The sequence below is a fragment of the Streptomyces sp. NPDC045899 genome (assembly GCF_056431485.1).
The window spans coordinates 297128-317602 of sequence record NZ_JBWKKP010000009.1; the positions used below are offsets into that span (position 1 = coordinate 297128).

Below are 20475 nucleotides of genomic sequence, written 5' to 3' on the forward strand. Positions count from 1 at the left end.
GTTCCGGACACTCAGCTGACCCCCACCGTCACGAAGTCGATCAGCTCCTCCACCCGGCCCAGGAGCTCGGGGCGCAGGTCCTTGTAGGAGTGGACCGAGGAGAGGATGCGCTGCCAGGCGGCGCCGGTGTTCTCCGGCCAGCCCAGGGCGCGGCAGACGCCCGTCTTCCAGTCCTGGCCGCGCGGGACCCCGGGCCAGGCGGCGATGCCCACCGAGGACGGTTTCACCGCTTCCCAGATGTCGATGTAGGGGTGGCCGACGACCAGGACGTGGTCACCGGTGACCCCGGCGGCGATCCGGAACTCCTTGGAGCCCGGCACCAGATGGTCGACCAGGACGCCCAGCCTCGCGTCCGGACCGGGCGCGAACTCCCGGACGATGGCGGGGAGGTCGTCCACACCCTCCAGGTACTCGACGACCACGCCCTCGATGCGCAGGTCGTCGCCCCAGACCCGCTCCACCAGCTCCGCGTCATGGCGCCCCTCGACATAGATCCGCCCCGCGCGGGCCACCCTCGCCCGCGCCCCCGGTACCGCGAGGGACCCCGAGGCCGTGCGCCGGGGCGCGGAGGGGGCCGTCGCGCGCGGGCGCACGAGCGTGACCACCTTGCCCTCGAGCAGGAAGCCGCGCGGCTCCATGGGGAAGACGCGATGTTTGCCGAAGCGGTCCTCCAGAGTGACCGTCGGACCCTGCGCGGTCTTCTCGCAGCGGATCACCGCCCCGCAGAACCCGGTGCTGACCTCCTCCACGACGAGGTCCGGTTCGGCGGGGACCTCCGGGGCGGGCTGTGACCGCTTCCACGGCGGGGTCAGGTCCGGGTCGTCGTATCGGCTGCGCATCCGGCTGACGATAGCCGCGCGTCTAGCCGGACACGCCGAAGCGGGCCGCCAGTTCGTCACGCTGGGTGCGGACGAACTCCGCGTCCACCACCGATCCGTGGCCCGGTACGTACCGCGCCTCCTCGCCGCCGAGCTCCAGCAGCCGGTCCAGGGCGGCGGGCCACCGCGAGGGGATCGCGTCACTCCCCGCCTGCGGCGGACCGGACTCCTCGACCAGATCGCCGCAGAAGACCACCTCGGGCCGGCCGGGGACCAGGACCGCCAGGTCATGGGCGGAGTGCCCGGGGCCCACGTTCGCCAGCAGCACCCGCCGGTCGCCCAGGTCGAGGGTGAGCTCCCCGGAGACCAGGTGGTGGGGGAGGACCAGATGGTCCGCGGCCTCGGTGGCGGCTCCCCGGTCCACGCCCTGCCGGATGGCGCTCTCGCGCAGTTCCTCCCGCTCCGAGCGCAGCAGTTCGTCCAGGCCCGCCGCCCCGTACACCTCGCAGCCCGAGAAGGCGGCCGTGCCCAGGACGTGGTCGAAATGCGGATGGGTGAGCGCGATCCGGGTGGGGCGCATCCCGGCGAGCCGGGTGATCTGGGTGCGCAGCGCGGCCCCGTCACGGAGCGTGGCGCCGGTGTCCACCACGAGTACGTCCGTGCGCCCGACGACCACGCCGATGGTCTCGTCCCAGCCGGGCATGCGCAGTCGCGCCACCCCGGCGGCGATGGTCTCCCAGCCCGCCTCCTGCCACCGCGACTCTTCCCAACACGTCTCCATACCGAGACGCTAGCTCCTCGGGCGATAGCGTGGCGGGTCGTGCGGGCTCCGCCACACGTCGGCTCTTGCCCCGGCCACCGCACCCCGCCGTACACTGGCGGAGGGGTTCTGGCACTCGTGACCGTTGAGTGCCAGGGGGACCACCTGAAGAGACCGCTGGACTGGAGGTGCGCGGGTGCTCAGCGAACGCAGACTCGAGGTGCTGCGTGCCATTGTCCAGGACTACGTGGGCACCGAGGAGCCGGTCGGCTCCAAGGCACTCACCGAGCGCCACCGGCTGGGGGTCTCCCCGGCCACGGTCCGCAACGACATGGCCGCGCTGGAGGACGAGGGCTTCATCGCCCAGCCGCACACCAGCGCCGGACGAATCCCCACCGACAAGGGCTACCGCCTCTTCGTGGACAAGCTGGCCGGAGTGAAGCCGCTGTCCACACCCGAGCGCCGGGCCATCCAGAACTTCCTGGACGGCGCGGTGGACCTCGACGACGTGGTGGGCCGCACGGTCCGGCTGCTGGCGCAGCTGACCCGGCAGGTCGCGGTGGTGCAGTACCCGTCGCTGACCCGTTCGACGGTGCGCCACGTGGAGCTGCTGCCGCTGGCCGCGGCCCGGGTGATGCTGGTGCTGATCACCGACACCGGCCGGGTCGAGCAGCGCATGGTGGACTGCCCCTCGCCGGTGAGCGAGGAGTCCCTCGCGGATCTGCGGGCCCGGCTCAACAGCCGTGTCGTGGGGCGGCGGTTCGCGGATGTGCCGCAGTTGGTGCAGGATCTCCCGGAGTCCTTCGAACAGGAGGACCGGGGGACGGTCACGACCGTGCTGGCGACCCTCCTCGAGACGCTGGTGGAGGAGACCGAGGAGCGGCTGATGATCGGCGGCACCGCGAACCTCACGCGTTTCGGGCATGATTTCCCCCTGACGATCCGGCCCGTTCTGGAAGCGCTCGAGGAGCAGGTCGTCCTCCTCAAACTGCTGGGCGAGGCCAAGGACTCGGGTATGACCGTGCGCATCGGGCATGAGAATGCTCACGAGGGGCTGAATTCCACCTCGGTGGTCGCGGTCGGCTACGGTTCGGGCGACGAGGCCGTCGCCAAACTCGGCGTGGTCGGACCGACCCGCATGGACTACCCCGGAACGATGGGAGCGGTACGCGCAGTGGCACGTTACGTCGGACAGATCCTGGCGGAGTCGTAAGTGGCGACGGACTACTACGCAGTCCTGGGCGTGCGGCGTGATGCCTCGCAGGACGAGATCAAGAAGGCATTCCGCCGGCTCGCGCGTGAGCTGCACCCGGATGTGAACCCGGACCCGAAGACCCAGGAGCGGTTCAAGGAGATCAACGCCGCTTACGAGGTGCTCTCGGACCCGCAGAAGAAGCAGGTCTACGACCTCGGCGGGGACCCGATGTCGGGTGCGGGCGGAGGCGGCGCCGGTGGCTTCGGCGCGGGCTTCGGCAACTTCTCCGACATCATGGACGCGTTCTTCGGCACCGCCTCGCAGCGCGGACCGCGGTCCCGCACCCGGCGCGGCCAGGACGCCATGATCCGTCTCGACGTGGAGCTCAGCGAGGCCGCGTTCGGGACCACCAAGGACATCCAGGTCGACACCGCGGTGGTGTGCACCACGTGCAGCGGCGAGGGCGCCGCGCCGGGCACCTCGGCGCAGACCTGTGACATGTGCCGGGGCCGCGGTGAGGTCTCCCAGGTGACCCGCTCCTTCCTGGGCCAGGTCATGACCTCGCGGCCGTGTCCGCAGTGCCAGGGCTTCGGCACCGTGGTGCCGACCCCGTGCCCGGAGTGCGCCGGTGACGGACGGATCCGTTCGCGCCGCACGCTGACGGTGAAGATCCCGGCCGGTGTGGACAACGGCACCCGGATCCAGCTGGCGGGCGAGGGCGAGGTCGGGCCGGGAGGCGGCCCGGCGGGCGATCTGTACGTGGAGATCCACGAGGTCCCGCACCCGGTCTTCCAGCGCCGCGGCGACGATCTGCACTGCACGGTGACCATCCCCATGACGGCGGCGTCGCTCGGCACCAAGGTGCCGCTGGAGACGCTGGACGGCCTGGAGGAGGTCGACATCCGGCCCGGCACCCAGTCCGGCCAGTCGATCCCGCTGCACCAGCGCGGTGTCACCCATCTGCGGGGCGGCGGCCGGGGCGATCTGATCGTCCATGTCGAGGTGACCACCCCGACCAAGCTGGACGCGGAGCAGGAGGAGCTGCTGCGCCGCCTGTCCAAGCTGCGCGGCGAGGAGCGCCCCACCGGCGAGTTCAAGCCGGGGCAGCAGGGGTTGTTCTCGCGTTTGAAGGATGCGTTCAACGGGCGCTAGGTGTCCCCGGCCGCAGGCCCGGACGCTCCGGCCGCGACCGCCGTCGCGGCCGGAGTCCGGTTGCCGTTCGGTGTGGAGCGCATGACACGATGTGGCCATGCCCTCCGCACTGACCGATCTCTTTCGGTATCCGATCGTGCAGGCGCCGATGGCGGGCGGGGCTTCCTGCCCTCCGCTGGCCGCCGCCGTCTCCGAGGCCGGTGGCCTCGGTTCCCTCGCCGCCGGGTACAAGACCCCGGAGGCGATGTACGAAGAGATCAAACAGCTGCGCGGGCTGACCGGCCGCCCCTTCCTGGTCAACCTCTTCATGCCGCAGCCGCCCACCGCGGACCCGGCCGCCGTCGAGGTCTACCGCGAGCAGCTCGCGGGTGAGTCCACCTGGTACGAGACACCGCTCGGCGACCCCGACGCGGGGGCCGACGACGCGTACGAGGCGAAGCTGGCGATCCTGCTCGAGGACCCGGTGCCGGTGGTCTCGTTCACCTTCGGCTGCCCCACCCGTGAGGTGCTGGGCGCGCTGGCCGCGGCCGGTACCCGCACCGTCGTGACGGTGACCTCGCCGGTCGAGGCGCAGACCGCCCAGTGGGCGGGCGCCGACGCGCTCTGTGTGCAGGGCGTGGAGGCGGGCGGCCACCAGGGCGGTTTCCGCAACGACCCGGCCGAGGACGGCATGGGTGGCGGACTCGGACTGCTGTCGCTGATCGCGCTGGTCCGCGAGACCGTGCGGATCCCGGTCATCGCCGCGGGCGGGCTGATGCGCGGTGCGCAGATCGCGGCGGCGCTGGCCGCGGGGGCGAGCGCGGCCCAGCTGGGCACCGCGTTCCTGGTCACCCCCGAATCGGGGGCCAACGCCCTGCACAAGCGCGCCATGACGGACCCGATGTTCGGCCGGACCGAGCTGACCCGGGCCTTCTCCGGGCGTCCGGCCCGGGGCCTGGTCAACCGTTTCATCCGCGACCACGGCCCGTACGCCCCGGCGGCCTACCCCCAGCTGCACCACCTCACCTCCGGGCTGCGCAAGGCCGCGGCCAAGCAGGGCGATCCGCAGGGCATGGCGCTGTGGGCCGGACAGGGCCACCGGCTGGCGCGTGAGCTGCCCGCGGGGAAGCTGGTGGAGACCCTTGCCGCCGAACTGGACGCGGCGCGCGCCGGATTGACCGCCGGGACGTTCCACGGCGAGGCCCGGTGACAGCCCCGGTGTTCGTGGCCGACTCCCTCCAGGGAGCGGCCGCGGGGACCCGCGTCGCGCTGCAGGGGCCCGAGGGGCGGCACGCCGTCTCCGTACGGCGGCTGCGCGTCGGCGAGTCCGTGGTGCTCACCGACGGCCTCGGTACGGGCGTCTCCGGCACCGTGGCGGCCGTCGAGGGCAAGGACCGGCTGCTGGTGGAGGTGGCCGGGGTGCGTCACGACGAGCCGCCCAGCCCGCGGATCACCGTGGTGCAGGCCCTCCCCAAGGGCGACCGCGGTGAACTGGCCGTGGAGACCATGACCGAGACCGGGGTGGACGCCGTCGTGCCGTGGACCGCGGCCCGCTGTGTCACCCAGTGGAAGGGCGAGCGCGGGCTGAAGGCGCTCGGCAAGTGGCGGGCGACCGCCCGTGAGGCGGGCAAGCAGTCCCGCCGGCTGACCTTCCCCGAGGTCGCGGACGCGATGACGACCAAGCAGGTTGCCCGACTTCTGGCCGACGCCGATTTCGCGGCCGTGCTCCATGAAGAAGGCAGCGCCCCGCTGGCCACGGCCGAACTGCCCGCCGGCGGTGAGATCGTGCTCGTGGTCGGTCCCGAAGGGGGAGTCTCGCCCGAGGAGTTGACGGCCTTCGCGGCGGCGGGCGCGGCACCGTACCGGCTGGGTCCGAGCGTTCTGCGCACGTCGACGGCCGGAACGGCGGCCGCGGCGCTGCTGTTGGGGCGTACCGGCCGCTGGGGCTGAGCCCCCGGCAGGGCCCGTGCCCCCGGAGCCTGCCCCGGCCGGGCCACGGTGGCCGACGATGGTCTTCCGGTTCGCCGCGCTCGGTGGGAACCTGTCCCCTATGGGGGCATTGAGCCATGTAAGGCATCGGTACGGTCGTCCGCTCCTGGCCGTCGCGGTATCGGCCGCGGCCGCCGTCGCGGTGACCGGGTGCGACCCCGAGGACAACGGGGTCAGTTCGATCGTCGTCGCGGTCACCACCGACAAGGTCGCCTCCCGCGCCCTGGACAAGGGCGGGGTCGAGGTCCGCTGGCTGACCTGCAACGCGGATCTGAAGAGCGGCCGCACGGCCGGTGCTTCGGCCTCGGACGACGCCAACCGCGAACGGGACGAGGGCACCGAGACCGACGCCTCGGTCGACTGCCGCGGTGAGACCGTGAGCGACAAGAAGATCGAGGTGAGCGGCCGGGTCACCTTCGTGCGCAAGAACCATTGCGTCCGGGGGCACTTGACGGCTTCCGTGGACGGACACCGGGCCTTCGAGGCCCGGGTGATCGGGGAGTGCGAGGGCGGGGACGACGACCGGGGCTCGGGCCGGGATGACGGCCGGGGCGACGACCGTGAGACCAGCCGCCCCGAACCGCACCGCAGCTACCCCCTGGACCACCGGACGACCGAGGGCACCCAGGGCAAGTAGCGGCGGCCCGGGGGCGGGCGGAATCGGGCGGGGCGGCCGGGGCGAGGGGATTCGCGCGCACCGTCGGCGGGGCGTCCCGGTACCATCCGGTCCGTATCAGCCGACGATCCACGAGGAGCCACCGGTGGCGGGAGAACCGCAGGCCGACTGCCTGTTCTGCAAGATTGTCTCGGGGGAGGTGCCGGCCACCGTGGTCCGCGAGACCGACACCACGGTCGCCTTCCGCGACATCAACCCCCAGGCGCCGACCCACGTCCTGGTGATCCCCAAGGTGCACTACCCGGACGCCGCCTCCCTCGCCACGGCCGAACCGCAGATCACCGCCGATGTGCTGCGCGAGGCGGGCGCGGTGGCGGCCGAGGAGAAGATCGACGGCACCGGCTTCCGCGTGGTGTTCAACACCGGCTCCGGCGCCGGGCAGACCGTATTCCACGCACACGCCCACGTACTGGGCGGCCGCGGCCTCAACTGGCCCCCCGGATAGTCCGGTGTCCGCACGCGAACTGGTCGTCCTCGGCACCGCCAGCCAGGTCCCCACCCGGCACCGCAACCACAACGGCTATCTCCTGCGGTGGGACGGCGACGGACTGCTCTTCGATCCCGGCGAGGGCACCCAGCGCCAGATGCTGCGGGCCCGTGTCGCCGCGCATGACATCGACCGGATCTGCGTCACCCACTTCCACGGGGACCACGCGCTGGGGCTCTCCGGAGTGATCCAGCGGATCAACCTGGACAAGGTGCCGCATCCGGTGACCGCGCACTACCCGGCGAGCGGACAGCGCTTCTTCGAGCGGCTGCGCTACGCCACCGCGTACCGCGAGACGGTGCCGCTGACCGAGCAACCGGTCGAGGGCGAGGGCGGGGTGATCGCCCGGACCCCCGCCTACACGCTGGAGACCGCCCGGCTCTCGCATCCGGTCGAGTCCTACGGCTACCGGCTGGTCGAGCCCGACGGCCGCCGCATACTGCCCGAGCGGCTCGCGGAGCTCGGCGTCCGCGGCGCGGACATCGGCCGCCTCCAGCGGAACGGCGGGCTGGAGCGGGACGGGCGCACGATCAGCCTGGAGGAGGTCAGCGAGGCCCGCCGCGGCCAGCGCTTCGCCTTCGTCATGGACACCCGGCTGTGCGACGGCGCGTACGCCCTGGCGCAGGGGTGCGACCTGCTGGTCATCGAGTCCACCTTCCTGGACGAGGACGAGTCGCTGGCCGTCGAGTACGGCCATCTCACCGCCGGACAGGCGGCCCGGCTGGCGGCCGGGGCGGGCGTCCGCCATCTCGTCCTGACCCACTTCTCCCAGCGCTACGGGGACCCCTCCGACTTCGAACGCCAGGCCCGCGCCGCGGGTTTCGAGGGGGAGCTGACGGTGGCGCAGGACCTGATGACCGTGGCCGTGCCCAAACGCCGCTGAGGCGGCGCTTGGGGGTGCGGTGGTTCCGGGTGGCCCCGCGCCCCGGCCCGTGGGCCCTCCGGCGGCGGGAGGGAGTGCGGCCGGGGCGTGCTGCGGGCCGTGCGCCCTCGCTGCCAGGTGCCCGCCGGGCGGTGCGCGGGCCGTGGCGGACCGCCCCCGGCGGCGGGCCGCGCGCCGCCCGCCGAGGGGTGGTTTCGGGCACACTGGCGGCACCCGCTTCCCCGTGGCCGCGGCACGGCCGCGGGGGTGCCGATCACGACCGGTTCGACCTGGGAGCACACGGTGACGACATATGACGGCGACGAGCACGCGGCGGGCCGTCCCCTGCTCGACCCGCTCGCGGCCGTTCGCGGGCCCGGCGATCCGGCCTGCGATGTCTATCTGACAGGCACCGTCTTCCTCGACATCATCTTCACCGGCCTGGACTCCGCGCCGATCCGCGGCACCGAGTCCTGGGCGCGCGGCATGGGGTCCAGCCCCGGCGGCGTCGCCAACATGGCCACCGCCCTGGCCCGGCTGGGACTGCGCACCTCACTGGCGGCCGCCTTCGGCGACGACCACTACGGCGACTACTGCCGGGACGCGCTCGACCGCGGGGAGGGGATCGACCTGGAGCTGTCCCGGACCATCCCGGGCTGGCACTCCCCGGTGACCGTCTCGATGGCCTACGAGGGCGAGCGCACGATGGTCTCCCACGGCCATGAGGCACCACCGCCCGAGGAACTCGCCCCCAGCTGCCCGCCCCCGGCCCGCGCCGCCATCGCCTCGCTCGTCCCCGGGCGCCGCGAGGAGTGGGTGGCGGAGGCCGCGCGCAAGGGCAGCCGGGTCTTCGCGGACGTCGGCTGGGACGACACCGGCCGCTGGGACCCGGCCGACCTCGCCGATCTGGAGCACTGCGAGGCGTTCCTGCCGAACGCGGCCGAGGCCATGAGCTACACCCGCACCGACTGCCCGCGCGCCGCCGCCCGTGCGCTCGCCGACCGCGTACCGCTCGCGGTCGTCACCCTGGGCGCCGAGGGGGCCTACGCGGTGGACGGCCGTACCGGCGAGACCGCCGAGGTGCCCGCGATCGCCGTGGAGGCGCTGGATCCGACCGGCGCCGGGGACGTGTTCGTGGCGGGCTTCGTCACCGGCACCCTCGCCGACTGGCCGCTGGCCGACCGGCTCGCCTTCGCCGGGCTGACCGCCGCGCTCTCCGTCCAGGAGTTCGGCGGTTCGCTGTCCGCGCCCGGCTGGGTCGAGATCGCCGCCTGGTGGCAGCACACCCGCGCCTACGACGAGCAGCCGCTGCGCCGCTACGCCTTCCTGGACCGGATACTGCCGGGCGCCGCCCGCCCCTGGCCGCTGCGCCGTGCCGTCCCCACCATCGGCTTCCGCCAGGCGTGACCGCCCCGGGCCCGGCCGTGGCGCCGGTCCCCGGGGGTGGTGTGATGGACGGGTACGGAGTAAAAGCGCTCGGGTCTTGTCGGTGCTCCGTCGTACCCTGGTATCCCGAGGTTGTCGCGCGGCGAGAACCGCTTGCACAGGAGGTAGGAGCAGGCCCGAGAGCCGGCCCATGACGCAACCAACCACAGCACGGCAGGCGCATGCGCAGTTCACGGTCCCGAACAAGCACCCGATGGTGATGGTGCTGGGATCGGGGGACTCGCTGCTGCGTGTGATCGAGAATGCGTTCCCGGCGACCGATATCCACGTGCGGGGCAATGAAGTCAGCGCGACGGGGGATCCGAAGGAAGTCGCCCTCGTCCAGCGCCTGTTCGACGAGATGATGCTGGTGCTCCGCACCGGTCAACCGATGACGGAGGATGCGGTGGAGCGCTCGATCTCCATGCTGCGCGCGGCGGAGAACGGGGAGGGCGAGGCGGAGGAGACGCCCGCCGAGGTGCTCACCCAGAACATCCTCTCCAACCGCGGCCGCACCATCCGTCCCAAGACGCTCAACCAGAAGCGCTATGTCGACGCCATCGACAAGCACACGGTCGTCTTCGGCATCGGCCCCGCGGGCACCGGCAAGACCTATCTGGCGATGGCCAAGGCGGTCCAGGCGCTCCAGTCCAAGCAGGTCACCCGGATCATCCTGACCCGTCCCGCGGTCGAGGCGGGGGAGCGGCTCGGGTTCCTGCCCGGCACGCTCTACGAGAAGATCGATCCCTATCTGCGGCCGCTGTACGACGCGCTGCACGACATGCTCGACCCCGATTCCATCCCCCGTCTGATGGCCGCGGGCACGATCGAGGTCGCACCGCTGGCGTATATGCGCGGCCGGACGCTCAACGACGCGTTCATCATCCTCGACGAGGCGCAGAACACGAACCCCGAGCAGATGAAGATGTTCCTCACCCGCCTCGGCTTCGACTCCAAGATCGTGATCACGGGTGACATCACCCAGATCGACCTGCCCGGCGGGACCAAGAGCGGTCTGCGTCAGGTGCGGGAGATCCTTGACGGTGTCGACGACGTCCACTTCTCCATGCTCACCAGTACCGATGTGGTCCGGCACAAGCTGGTCGGCCGTATCGTCGACGCGTACGACCAGTACGACAGCCGCAACGGAAAGTAATCACGAAGCCCCATGGCGATCGACGTCAACAACGAATCCGGCACGGACATCGATGAGCGGGCGGTGCTGGACGTCGCCCGCTACGCCCTGGCCCGGATGCGCATCCACCCGCTCTCCGAGCTCTCGGTGATCGTCGTTGACACCGACGCCATGGAGCAGCTCCACATCCAGTGGATGGACCTGCCGGGTCCGACCGATGTGATGTCCTTCCCGATGGACGAGCTGCGGCCGCCCGTGAAGGACGACGAGGAGGCCCCGCAGGGCCTCCTCGGTGACATCGTGCTCTGCCCCGAAGTGGCCCGGAGGCAGGGCGAGGAGGCGCCGACCGGACACTCCATGGACGAGGAGCTCCAGCTGCTCACCGTCCACGGTGTTCTCCACCTCCTCGGCTACGACCACGAGGAGCCGGACGAGCGGGCCGAGATGTTCGGCCTCCAGGCCGCGATCATCGACGGCTGGCGCGCCGAGTACGGTCTGACCGGCCCCTCCCCGGCTCCCACGACCCGATGAGCGGGCAGCTCATCGCGGCGGCCGTCCTGCTGGTGGTGGTCGCCTGGCTGGCGGCGTGCGCCGAGGCGGGTCTGGCGCGCACCACCCGGTTCCGCGCCGAGGAGGCCGTGCGCACCGGGCGGCGGGGCAGCGCCAAGCTGATGCATGTCGCCGAGGACCCCACCCGCTACCTCAATGTCGCGCTGCTGGTCCGGGTGGCCTGCGAGGTGGCGGCGGGCGCGATGGTCACCTACGCCTGTCTGCAGGAGTTCCCCGAGACCTGGAAGGCGCTGACGGTCGCCATCGGCGTCATGGTCCTGGTGTCGTACGTCGCCGTCGGCGTCTCACCGCGCACCATCGGCGCCCAGCACCCGCTGAACACCTCGACCGCGGCCGCCTACGTCCTGATCCCGCTGGCCCGTGTGATGGGCCCGATCCCGCCGCTGCTGATCCTCCTCGGCAACGCGCTCACGCCCGGAAAGGGGTTCCGCAAGGGCCCGTTCGCCTCCGAGGCCGAGCTGCGCGCCCTGGTCGACCTCGCCGAGCAGGAGTCGCTGATCGAGGACGAGGAGCGGCGTATGGTCCACTCCGTCTTCGAACTCGGCGACACCCTGGTGCGCGAGGTGATGGTGCCGCGCACCGACCTGGTCGCCATCGAGCGCTACAAGACCATCCGGCAGGCGCTCACCCTGGCGCTGCGCTCCGGCTTCTCCCGGATCCCGGTCACCGGGGAGAACGAGGACGACATCGTCGGGATCGTCTACCTCAAGGACCTGGTCCGCAAGACGCATATCAACCGCGAGGCCGAGTCCGAGCTGGTCTCCACCGCGATGCGGCCCGCCGCCTTCGTACCGGACACCAAGAACGCGGGCGATCTGCTGCGCGAGATGCAGCAGGACCGCAATCACGTGGCCGTCGCCATCGACGAGTACGGCGGCACGGCCGGGATCGTGACCATCGAGGACATCCTCGAGGAGATCGTCGGTGAGATCACCGACGAGTACGACCGGGAGCTGCCGCCCGTGGAGGACCTGGGCGACGGCACCCACCGGGTCACCGCCCGGCTCGACCTCGGCGACCTGGGCGAGCTGTACGGCACGGACCTGGAGGACGAGGACGTCGAGACGGTCGGCGGACTGCTCGCCAAGGCCCTGGGCCGGGTGCCGATCGCGGGCGCCACGGCCGAGGTCGACGTCCCCGAGGGCGGTACGGACCCGGCGCTGAAGGCCCTGCGGCTGACGGCCGAGTCCCCGGCCGGGCGCCGCAACCGCATCGTCACGGTGCTGGTCGAACCGGTCCGGGAGACCGCCGCCGCCGAACCGGAGTCCTGACCCCGCCGCCGACACCACGTACGGTCCTCACCGCGCCGCGGTCCACCCCCACCGGGTTGGCCGCGGCGCGGTGTTGTGCGTCGCCCCCACGCTCGTATGCGCTCACCCACGCGCCCCGGCCGCCTGGGCGCGGCCGTATCCGCGCCGCGGCACCCCGGCACGCCCGCGCAACGGAGCGCGCGGGGCCGCGCTGCGCCATCCGGGTGGAAAGAGCCCCCGCACCCTGGTCCATCTGGCCTAGACCCCTGCTTACTTGCAGATACCGACTGATGGGTCGCCCATACCTCTGTCGGGGGACAGTCGGCTTGTCTACTTGACGTAGACGGTCGGCCGTATGGGCACCCCCGAACAGATGGACACGGCCCCCGCGGAAACACCTCGCGGGGGCCGTGGCGGCCCATTTCATACCGCAACGGGAAAGGGCCACTCTCATGGCTGCCTCGACCACTGCGGTGACGTCCACGCCGAACCCCTCGGTCTTCGGCCAGACCGTCACCTTCACCGCGACCGTCGCCTCGGTACCACCCGGGGCGTTCACACCGATCGGTACCGTCGACTTCACCGTGGACGCCGGAGCTCCCGTGACCGTCCCCGTCGACGGGGCCGGCCAGGCGTCGTTCACCACCAGCTCCCTGAGTGTGGGTCCCCACACGGTCACCGCCACCTACAGCGGTGACGCCAATCTCGATCCCTCGACCGGTACCAACATCCAGCAGGTCAACGCGGCGGTGACGACCACCACCCTCACCGTGTCGCCGAACCCCGCGGTGTGCGGGCAGGACGTGACGCTGAGCGCCACGGTGGCCACCGTGCCCCCGGGCGCCGTCCCCACCGGCTCGGTCACCTTCATCGTCAGCGACGACGGCCCGGCGCTGGTCCAGCCCCTGGACGCCGCCGGACAGGCATCGGTCACCGTCCCCGGCCTGGAGGTGGGCGCACACCTCGTCGCCGCCTTCTACAGCGGTGACCCGGGCTTCTCCCCCTCCAACTCCGCCCTGGTGCCGCTCACCGTCAACCAGGCGACGTCCACGGTGGCGTTCACCGCGACACCGGACCCCTCGTCCTGCGGTGAGCCGGTGACGATGTGCGCCCAGGTGACGGTCGAGGAGCCCGGCACCTGTACCCCGACGGGTTCGGTGACCTTCTCGGTCACCGGCGGCCCGACGCTGAACGCGACGGTCAATGCCAGTGGCCAGGCCTGTGTGACGACGGACGAACTCCCCGTCGGCACGGACACGGTCACGGTCACGTACTCGGGCGACGACGGCGTCGCGGGCGTCAGTACGACAGGCACCGTCACGGTGGACCCGGGCACCTCGACCACCACGGTGACGGCGTCGCCGAACCCGGCGTCCTGCGGCACGGCGGTGACGCTCTGTGCCCAGGTGACGGTCGGTTCGCCGAGCACCTGTGTGCCGACCGGTGATGTGACCTTCGTGATCTCCGGTGGTCCGACGCTGACCGGGACCCTGGACGCCACCGGAATGGCGTGTGTGACCACTACGGCCCTGGGGGCGGGCAACCACACCGTGACCGCCACCTACGAGGGCGACGACGACGTCCAGAGCTCCACGGGCACCACGTCGGTCACCGTGGACCAGGGCACCTCGACCACCGCGGTGACGGTCACGCCCAACCCCTCGTCCTGCGGTGAGTCGGTGACGATCTGCGCCCAGGTGACGGTCGGTTCGCCGAGCACCTGTGTGCCGACCGGGGACGTGACCTTCGTGATCTCCGGTGGTCCGACGCTGACCGGCACGCTCGACGCCAACGGCCTGGCGTGCGTGACCACCACCGCCATCCCCGTCGGCAGCCACACCGTGACCGCCACCTATGAGGGCAACGCCGACGTCCAGGGCTCCAGCGCCAACGTCCCGCTGACGGTCAACCAGGCGACCTCCAGCACGGCGCTGAACGTGAACCCCGAACCGTCGGTGTGCGGCCAGGCAGTGACCCTGTGCGCCCAGGTGACCGTGGGCCAGCCGGGAACCTGTGTGCCGACCGGCAATGTGACCTTCACCATCGCGGGCGGGCCCACGCTGAGCGGCATGCTCGACGCCACTGGCCAGGCATGCGTCACCACCAGTGACATCTCCGTCGGCAGCCATGCCGTCATGGTCGACTACCCCGGTAACACCGGTGTCGCGGGCTCCAGTACGACGGGCACGGTCACCGTGAACCCTGGCGTCTCGTCCACCGCGGTGACGGTCGCGCCCGACCCCTCGGTCTGCGGTGAGTCGGTGACGATCTGCGCCCAGGTGACGGTCGGTTCGCCGAGCACCTGTGTGCCGACCGGGGACGTGACCTTCGTGATCTCCGGTGGTCCGACGCTGACCGGCACGCTCGACGCCAACGGCCTGGCGTGCGTGACCACCACCGCCATCCCCGTCGGCAGCCACACCGTTACGGCGGGGTACGCGGGCTCCACGGGGGTCGTGGGCTCCGTCGGGACGGCAACGGTCAATGTGAACCAGGCGAACTCCACCACGGCGCTGACGGTGAGCCCCGAACCGTCGGTGTGCGGCCAGGCAGTGACCCTGTGCGCCCAGGTGACCACCACGGCGCCCGGTACCTGCGTCCCGACCGGCACGGTGACCTTCACCATCGCGGGCGGGCCGACGCTGACCGGCACACTCAACGCGAGCGGTCAGGCGTGTGCGACCACCACGGCCATCCCCGTCGGCACCCATGCCGTCACCGCCTCCTACGCGGGCGGCGGAGGCGTCGCGGGCTCGATGGCCACTGGTTCGGTCACCGTCAACCAGGCAAACTCCACGACCACGTTGACCATCACCCCCAACCCGTCGGTGTGCAGCCAGTCGGTGAGCCTGTGCGCCCAGGTGACCACCACGGCGCCCGGTACCTGCGTCCCGACCGGCACGGTGACCTTCACCATCCCCGGTGGCCCGACGCTGACCGGCACGCTCAACGCCAGCGGTTCGGCCTGCGTCACGGCCAACGGCCTGGGCGTGGGCCCGCACACGGTGACGGTGGAGTACGGCGGCAACGCCGGGGTGGCGGGTTCGACCACCACCGGAACGGTCACCGTCAACGCGACGCCCACCACCACCACGCTCACCTCCTCGCCCAACCCGTCGATGGTCGGGCAGACGGTCACCTTCACCGCGACCGTGGCCCCGGTGTCCCCGGGCACGGGCGTCCCGACCGGCACCGTGACCTTCGTGATCAGCGGTGGGCCCACCCTGACGGGCACGCTCAACGCCTCCGGACAGGCCAGCGTGAGCACCAACGCGCTCACCAGCGGCCCGCACACGGTGGTCGCCACCTATGGCGGCGACACCTGCTACAGCACCTCGTCCGCCACACTCGTCCAGAGCGTGGGCACCACGGGTACCACGCCCACCACGCTGACGGCGACCCCGGCGATGATCCGTTTGCGGATCAACGGAACGCTGGTCATCCCCACCCTGAGCGCCACGCTCAGGGACAGCTCCAACAACCCGCTGCCGGGGCGGACCATCACCTTCAGGGCCAACAGCGCCACCGGCCCGATCACCCTGGGCAGCGCCGTGACCAACGCCAGCGGGGTCGCGACGCTCACCAACGTGACCGTGCCGCCGACCGTGCTCTCGGCCTCCAGCTACACGGCCTCGTTCGCCGGGGCGCCCGGTCTGAGCCCGGCCTCGGCCAACGCCACCCTGACGTTCCAGGCGTATCCGTTCTACCCGTGAGGCCCATGCGCACCTTCCCCCGGGCCGTCCCGCTCACAGGCGGCTCGGGGGAGGGCACACGCTGACCCACCCACAGCTGCGCCGGACCGCGTCCAGCGGCCCGGCGCAGCTGTGGTGCGCGCGCCGTCAGCCGCGAGTGCGGCGTGCGCGCAGCCCGAAGGCGGCCGCCAGCGCGATCAGCGCGACCACCGCGGCGTCGACGCCGATGCCCAGCCGCACACCGTCCAGGGTCGCGGCCGCGAAGCCCGTGCCCCCGTCGCGCAGCGCGGCGATACGGGCCGAGGCGAGGGCGCTCAGCAGCGGGATGCCCACGGTGAGCCCGATCTGCTGGGAACTGGTCACCAGCCCGGTGGCCAGGCCCTGTTCATGATCCGGCAGTCCGGAGGTGGCGATCACGCCATAGGAGACGATCACCCACAGATGGGCCACGCTGGCGAGGCCCACCGCGGTCATGGCCAGCCAGGCACCGGTGGTGGCGTGTTCCCCCAGCCCCACCATCAGGGCCGTCAGCACCGCCTGGATCAGCATCGACCCGACCAGGGTGCGACGGGCGCCGAACCGGCCGATCACCTTGGGCGCGACCATCCCGGCGACCGCCGAGAGGACGCCCTGCACACCGAAGATCAGGCCGGTGACGAACGTGGACAGCTCCAGCACCTCCTGCAGGTACAGCGTCAGCAGGAAGATGACGGCGCTCATCGCGGCGAAGGTGGTCAACCCGACCAGATTGCCCCAGGCCACGGTGGGGCGGCGCAGCATCGGCAGCGACACCAGCGGTTCCGCGGCCCGTGACTCCACGACGACGAACGCCACCAGCAGCAGGGCGCCCCCGGCCAGCGACACGATCACGTCGGTGCCGCCGAATCCGCGCTCGGCGGCCGTGGAGAGGGCGTAGATGACACCGAGCAGTCCACCGGTGACGGTCACCGCGCCCGGTACGTCCAGCCGTGGCCGCCGCGGATGCCGCGACTCCGTCAGCAGCGCCGGGGCGGCGGCCAGCACCAGCAGCCCCGCGACCGTGAGCAGCCCCATCGTGGAGCGCCAGCCGAGGGCGTCGGTCATCCCGCCGCCCAGCACCATGCCGATGGTGAAGCCCAGCGACATCAGGGTGCCGCTGATGCCCAGGGCGCGTTCGCGCTGCGGGCCCTCGGCGAAGGTGGTGGTGAGCAGTGACATACCGGTGGGCACGATGAGCGCCGCGCCCAGTCCCTGGACAGCCCGTGCGGCGAGGAAGACGGCCGGGTTCCAGGCCAGCGTGGCCAGCAGGGACGCCACCGTGAACAGCGCGAGCCCGGTGAGGAACAGCTTGCGCCGCCCGTACAGATCGGCCACCCGGCCGAAGAACAGCAGGAACCCGCCGGAGGGCAGCGCGAAGGCGGTGACCGCCCACTGGAGGTCGGACTGGCCCATGCCCAGATCCCGGCCGAGCACCGGGAGGGCCACGTTCAGGATCGAGAAGTCCAGCGCCACCATGAACTGGGCGGCGCACAGCACCATCAGGATCAGCTTGGCGCGGCCGGTCAGCCGCGGGGGTGCCGGATCGGGGACCGGGGGAGCGGTACCGCGTCCGGCGGTCGGTTCGGAGAGGACGGAGGAGGAATCGATCGCCATGGTCAACAGGTTCGGATGATCCGCGAGGACGTGGGGAGCGGGCACTTATCCTGTTGGCCGCACCACCAGTCTCGGTGCGAGCATGCTGGTGGTGACGGACCGGTGCGGAGGGGGACGGTATGGCGGCAGCCGCGGAGACGACGACCGGGACGACGACGGGGGCGGGGACCACCGGCAGGTCGCATCGCCGCCAGGAGCTGCGGGACTTCCTGATGAGCCGCCGGGCCCGGGTCAGCCCCGCGGACGCGGGCCTGCCGGACGGCGGCCGCCGCCGTACGCCCGGACTGCGCCGGGAGGAGGTCGCGGTCCTGGCCGGGGTGGGCGCGTCCTGGTACCAGTGGCTGGAGCAGGGCCGGGACATCACCGTCTCACCGCAGGTGCTGGACGCGGTCGCGCGGGTGCTCCGGCTCAACGACCCCGAGCGCCGCCACCTTTATGTGCTGGCCGGGCTCAATCCGCCCGTCCCCGCGTCCGAGTACGGCACGGACCATCTGTGCGAGGGGCTTCAGCGGCTGATCGACGCCTGGATGCCGTTCCCGGCGCACATCATGGACCGCTACTGGAACGTGATCGCCTACAACGACGGCGCCTCGATGGTCCTCGGCTTCCGTCCGGACATGCCGCAGAACTGCCTGTTCACCTTCTTCACCGACCCGGTCTACCGGGCCCGTGCCCAGAGCTGGGCGGAGAACGCGCCCTGGGTCGTCGCCCAGTTCCGCGCCTCCCTCTCCGACCACCCGGACGACGAGGGCTTCGGCGAGATCGTGCGCGAACTGGCGGAGCTGAGCCCGGAGTTCACCGAGCTGTGGGAGCGCCGGGACATCCAGGTCGGCGGTCAGATGTACAAGGAGCTGCACCATCCGCTGGTGGGCGCGCTCCGATTCGAGTCCACGCAGCTGCGGGTCCCGGCCCGTCCCGACCTGACGATCGTGATGCACCATCCGATGCCGATCGAGGGCACCGGGACGGGGGCCGGTGCGCAGACCGTCGAGGAGACCACGGCGAAGCTGGAGTGGCTGCTCTCCCCGGAGGGGCGGCGCGGCGGGATGTACTCGGTCCCGGGCTGACCCCGGACCGCCGCCCGGCCCGCCCGGACCGCCCGCATATGCTCATCCGCATGAGCGAAGCAGCGCAGCTGGACCCGGAAGACCGCAAGATCGTCACGCTGGCCCGCTCGGCGCGGGCCCGCAACGGGGTGGCCGAGGGCGCCGCCGTGCGCGATGAGACGGGCCGCACGTATGTGGCCGGTACCGTCGCACTGGACTCCCTCCGGCTGAGCGCGCTGCGGACCGCCGTCGCGATGGCCGTCGCCAGCGGTGCCAAGTCCCTGGAGGCCGCGGCCGTGGTGACCGAGGCCGAAACCGCCTCCGACGAGGACCGCGCGGCCGTACGTGACCTGGGCGGAGCCGGTACGCCGGTCCTGCTGGCCGGCCCGGACGGCACCGTGCGCGGCACTTTCCCGGCCTGACGGCGGGGCCGCCGCCACGGCCCCTCCGCACCCGCCGGACCGGCCGGTCCGGCGGGCTGGTTCGAGTGGGCCGGGGCATCGGGGAGAATGGGCGCCATGAGTGTCCGTACCCCTCCGTCCCCGTCCGAGCCGGCGGAGACCCCGCACCGCTCGGGCTTCGCCTGTTTCGTCGGTCGTCCCAACGCCGGCAAGTCGACCCTCACCAACGCTCTGGTGGGGACGAAGGTCGCGATCACCTCCAACCGCCCGCAGACCACCCGGCACACCGTGCGCGGCATCGTGCACCGGCCCGACGCGCAGCTGGTGCTCGTCGACACCCCCGGTCTCCACAAGCCGCGCACCCTGCTCGGGGAGCGGCTCAACGACGTCGTGCGGACCACCTGGGCCGAGGTGGACGTGATCGGCTTCTGTCTGCCCGCCGACCAGAAGCTGGGCCCCGGCGACCGCTTCATCGCCACCGAGCTGGCCGGGATCAAGAAGACCCCCAAGGTCGCGATCGTCACCAAGACCGACCTGGTCGAGCCCCAGCAGCTGGCCCAGCAGCTGCTGGCCGTCGACCGGCTCGGCACCGAGCTGGGCTTCGAATGGGCGGAGATCATCCCGGTCTCGGCGGTGGACGCCGAGAAGGGCGCGGAGGCGCGCGGTGCCGGTCAGGTGGGCCTGCTGGCCGATCTGCTGGTTCCGCTGCTGCCCGAGGGCCCGGCGCTCTACCCCGAGGGCGACCTCACCGACGAGCCCGAGCAGATCATGGTGGCCGAGCTGATCCGCGAGGCGGCGCTGGAGGGCGTGCGGGACGAGCTGCCGCACTCCATCGCGGTGGTCGTGGAGGAGATGCTGCCGCGCGAGGGCCGTCCGGCGGACAAGCCCCTGCTCGACATCCACGCCAACCTCTTCATCGAGCGTCCCAGCCAGAAGGGGATCGTGATCGGCCCCAAGGGACGACGCCTGAAGGACGTCGGAACCAAGTCCCGCAAGCACATCGAGGCGCTGCTCGGTACGCCGGTCTTCCTCGATCTGCATGTGAAGGTCGCCAAGGACTGGCAGCGTGACCCGAAGCAGCTCCGTCGGCTGGGGTTCTAGCCCAGCGGCCGGGCTCGCCCGGCCGCTGGGCCGGCTACGCCCCCTCCTTGAGCACCGTGCGGACCAGTTCGCGCTGGGCCTCGCTCAAATGCGGGTCCGCGACATGGACGGTGCGGCCGTCGATGGTGATCTCGTAGTGGAAGCCGTCGGGGACGCCGCGGGTAGCGGCCGCGGCGCCCTTCTCGACGGCCTGGTGGGCCAGGGCGGCCAGATGCGTCGCGTCGGGCCGCTCTGAGGTGTCCAGCTCGGCCCGGCGCTCGATACCGGCGAACCCGCCGGTGCGGATGACGGAGATACGCATGGGT

The 20475-nt window shown here is 71.9% G+C and carries 19 protein-coding genes; 15 read left to right on the plus strand and 4 right to left on the minus strand.

Annotation, left to right across the window (positions count from 1 at the left end; genetic code table 11):
* Window positions 1-11: 11 nt before the first annotated feature.
* Together AC07FT_RS16550 and AC07FT_RS16555 are read right to left on the minus strand one after the other, a co-directional pair.
* Complete coding sequence (locus AC07FT_RS16550) at window positions 12-839, minus strand: DUF3097 domain-containing protein (RefSeq protein ID WP_479176787.1); 828 nt, start codon at window positions 837-839, stop codon at window positions 12-14.
* Window positions 840-861: 22 nt separating this feature from the next.
* Complete coding sequence (locus tag AC07FT_RS16555) at window positions 862-1599, minus strand: MBL fold metallo-hydrolase (RefSeq protein ID WP_479176788.1); 738 nt, start codon at window positions 1597-1599, stop codon at window positions 862-864.
* 175 nt (window positions 1600-1774) lie between these two features.
* Here AC07FT_RS16555 and hrcA point away from each other — a divergent pair, with 175 nt between their 5' ends.
* From hrcA to AC07FT_RS16615, 12 genes are all read left to right on the plus strand, one after another.
* Complete coding sequence (hrcA, locus tag AC07FT_RS16560; protein WP_254740380.1) at window positions 1775-2791, plus strand: heat-inducible transcriptional repressor HrcA; 1017 nt, start codon at window positions 1775-1777, stop codon at window positions 2789-2791.
* Complete coding sequence (gene dnaJ, locus AC07FT_RS16565) at window positions 2792-3925, plus strand: molecular chaperone DnaJ (protein WP_431770991.1); 1134 nt, start codon at window positions 2792-2794, stop codon at window positions 3923-3925. It abuts the gene before it with no gap.
* Between the two features lie 97 nt (window positions 3926-4022).
* Window positions 4023-5114 (plus strand): nitronate monooxygenase, encoded by a 1092-nt coding sequence (locus tag AC07FT_RS16570; RefSeq protein ID WP_479176789.1) that lies wholly within the window; start codon window positions 4023-4025, stop codon window positions 5112-5114.
* Window positions 5111-5854 carry a 16S rRNA (uracil(1498)-N(3))-methyltransferase gene (locus tag AC07FT_RS16575; RefSeq protein ID WP_479176790.1) on the plus strand — a complete coding sequence of 248 codons (744 nt, stop codon included), beginning with the start codon at window positions 5111-5113 and terminating at the stop codon, window positions 5852-5854. Before AC07FT_RS16570 ends, AC07FT_RS16575 begins: the two co-directional genes overlap by 4 nt.
* A 100-nt stretch (window positions 5855-5954) precedes the next feature.
* Window positions 5955-6530, plus strand: coding sequence for a hypothetical protein (locus AC07FT_RS16580; RefSeq protein ID WP_479176806.1), 576 nt, complete (start codon window positions 5955-5957; stop codon window positions 6528-6530).
* Between the two features lie 124 nt (window positions 6531-6654).
* Window positions 6655-7014, plus strand: coding sequence for a histidine triad nucleotide-binding protein (locus AC07FT_RS16585; protein ID WP_254740370.1), 360 nt, complete (start codon window positions 6655-6657; stop codon window positions 7012-7014).
* A gap of 4 nt (window positions 7015-7018) precedes the next feature.
* Window positions 7019-7939: a ribonuclease Z gene (locus tag AC07FT_RS16590; RefSeq protein ID WP_479176791.1), complete on the plus strand. Its 921-nt coding sequence runs from the start codon at window positions 7019-7021 to the stop codon at window positions 7937-7939.
* A gap of 282 nt (window positions 7940-8221) precedes the next feature.
* Window positions 8222-9325 carry a PfkB family carbohydrate kinase gene (locus AC07FT_RS16595; protein ID WP_471204469.1) on the plus strand — a complete coding sequence of 368 codons (1104 nt, stop codon included), beginning with the start codon at window positions 8222-8224 and terminating at the stop codon, window positions 9323-9325.
* 169 nt (window positions 9326-9494) lie between these two features.
* The gene (locus AC07FT_RS16600) at window positions 9495-10499 is read left to right on the plus strand and encodes a PhoH family protein (RefSeq protein ID WP_254740364.1); all 1005 of its coding nucleotides are present in this window, start codon (window positions 9495-9497) and stop codon (window positions 10497-10499) included.
* Between the two features lie 12 nt (window positions 10500-10511).
* A complete protein-coding gene (gene ybeY / locus AC07FT_RS16605) occupies window positions 10512-11009 on the plus strand; it encodes an rRNA maturation RNase YbeY (RefSeq protein WP_471204466.1) in 498 nt (165 codons plus the stop codon).
* A complete protein-coding gene (locus AC07FT_RS16610) occupies window positions 11006-12319 on the plus strand; it encodes a hemolysin family protein (RefSeq protein WP_471204465.1) in 1314 nt (437 codons plus the stop codon). Before ybeY ends, AC07FT_RS16610 begins: the two co-directional genes overlap by 4 nt.
* A 431-nt stretch (window positions 12320-12750) precedes the next feature.
* A complete protein-coding gene (locus AC07FT_RS16615; RefSeq protein ID WP_479176792.1) occupies window positions 12751-16011 on the plus strand; it encodes a beta strand repeat-containing protein in 3261 nt (1086 codons plus the stop codon).
* 126 nt (window positions 16012-16137) lie between these two features.
* Here AC07FT_RS16615 and AC07FT_RS16620 read toward each other — a convergent pair whose 3' ends face one another.
* Entirely contained in the window at window positions 16138-17622 is a 1485-nt protein-coding gene (locus tag AC07FT_RS16620; RefSeq protein ID WP_479176793.1) for an MFS transporter, read from the minus strand.
* A gap of 119 nt (window positions 17623-17741) precedes the next feature.
* Between AC07FT_RS16620 and AC07FT_RS16625 the strand changes: the two genes are divergently transcribed.
* The 3 genes from AC07FT_RS16625 to era all read left to right on the plus strand — a co-directional run bounded on the left by AC07FT_RS16625 (window position 17742) and on the right by era (window position 20170).
* On the plus strand, window positions 17742-18689 hold the full coding sequence (locus AC07FT_RS16625; RefSeq protein WP_479176794.1) for a helix-turn-helix transcriptional regulator: 948 nt from the start codon (window positions 17742-17744) through the stop codon (window positions 18687-18689).
* Window positions 18690-18739: 50 nt separating this feature from the next.
* A complete protein-coding gene (locus tag AC07FT_RS16630) occupies window positions 18740-19090 on the plus strand; it encodes a cytidine deaminase (protein WP_254740352.1) in 351 nt (116 codons plus the stop codon).
* Window positions 19091-19177: 87 nt separating this feature from the next.
* Window positions 19178-20170: a GTPase Era gene (gene era, locus AC07FT_RS16635; protein WP_479176795.1), complete on the plus strand. Its 993-nt coding sequence runs from the start codon at window positions 19178-19180 to the stop codon at window positions 20168-20170.
* A 34-nt stretch (window positions 20171-20204) separates the two neighbouring features.
* Here the strand turns inward: era and AC07FT_RS16640 are convergent, their stop codons facing one another.
* A complete protein-coding gene (locus AC07FT_RS16640; protein ID WP_471204453.1) occupies window positions 20205-20471 on the minus strand; it encodes a protealysin inhibitor emfourin in 267 nt (88 codons plus the stop codon).
* Between the last annotated feature and the right edge of the window lie 4 nt (window positions 20472-20475).

Bases quoted from the DNA above. Each gene is read 5' to 3' on its own strand.
- AC07FT_RS16550 (WP_479176787.1), bottom strand. From the start codon at position 839: ATGCGCAGCCGATACGACGACCCGGACCTGACCCCGCCGTGGAAGCGG.
- AC07FT_RS16555 (WP_479176788.1), bottom strand. From the start codon at position 1,599: ATGGAGACGTGTTGGGAAGAGTCGCGGTGGCAGGAGGCGGGCTGGGAG.
- AC07FT_RS16570 (WP_479176789.1), top strand. From the start codon at position 4,023: ATGCCCTCCGCACTGACCGATCTCTTTCGGTATCCGATCGTGCAGGCG.
- AC07FT_RS16580 (WP_479176806.1), top strand. From the start codon at position 5,955: ATGGGGGCATTGAGCCATGTAAGGCATCGGTACGGTCGTCCGCTCCTG.
- AC07FT_RS16600 (WP_254740364.1), top strand. From the start codon at position 9,495: ATGACGCAACCAACCACAGCACGGCAGGCGCATGCGCAGTTCACGGTC.
- ybeY (WP_471204466.1), top strand. From the start codon at position 10,512: ATGGCGATCGACGTCAACAACGAATCCGGCACGGACATCGATGAGCGG.
- AC07FT_RS16610 (WP_471204465.1), top strand. From the start codon at position 11,006: ATGAGCGGGCAGCTCATCGCGGCGGCCGTCCTGCTGGTGGTGGTCGCC.
- AC07FT_RS16615 (WP_479176792.1), top strand. From the start codon at position 12,751: ATGGCTGCCTCGACCACTGCGGTGACGTCCACGCCGAACCCCTCGGTC.
- AC07FT_RS16620 (WP_479176793.1), bottom strand. From the start codon at position 17,622: ATGGCGATCGATTCCTCCTCCGTCCTCTCCGAACCGACCGCCGGACGC.
- AC07FT_RS16625 (WP_479176794.1), top strand. From the start codon at position 17,742: ATGGCGGCAGCCGCGGAGACGACGACCGGGACGACGACGGGGGCGGGG.
- AC07FT_RS16630 (WP_254740352.1), top strand. From the start codon at position 18,740: ATGAGCGAAGCAGCGCAGCTGGACCCGGAAGACCGCAAGATCGTCACG.
- era (WP_479176795.1), top strand. From the start codon at position 19,178: ATGGGCGCCATGAGTGTCCGTACCCCTCCGTCCCCGTCCGAGCCGGCG.
- AC07FT_RS16640 (WP_471204453.1), bottom strand. From the start codon at position 20,471: ATGCGTATCTCCGTCATCCGCACCGGCGGGTTCGCCGGTATCGAGCGC.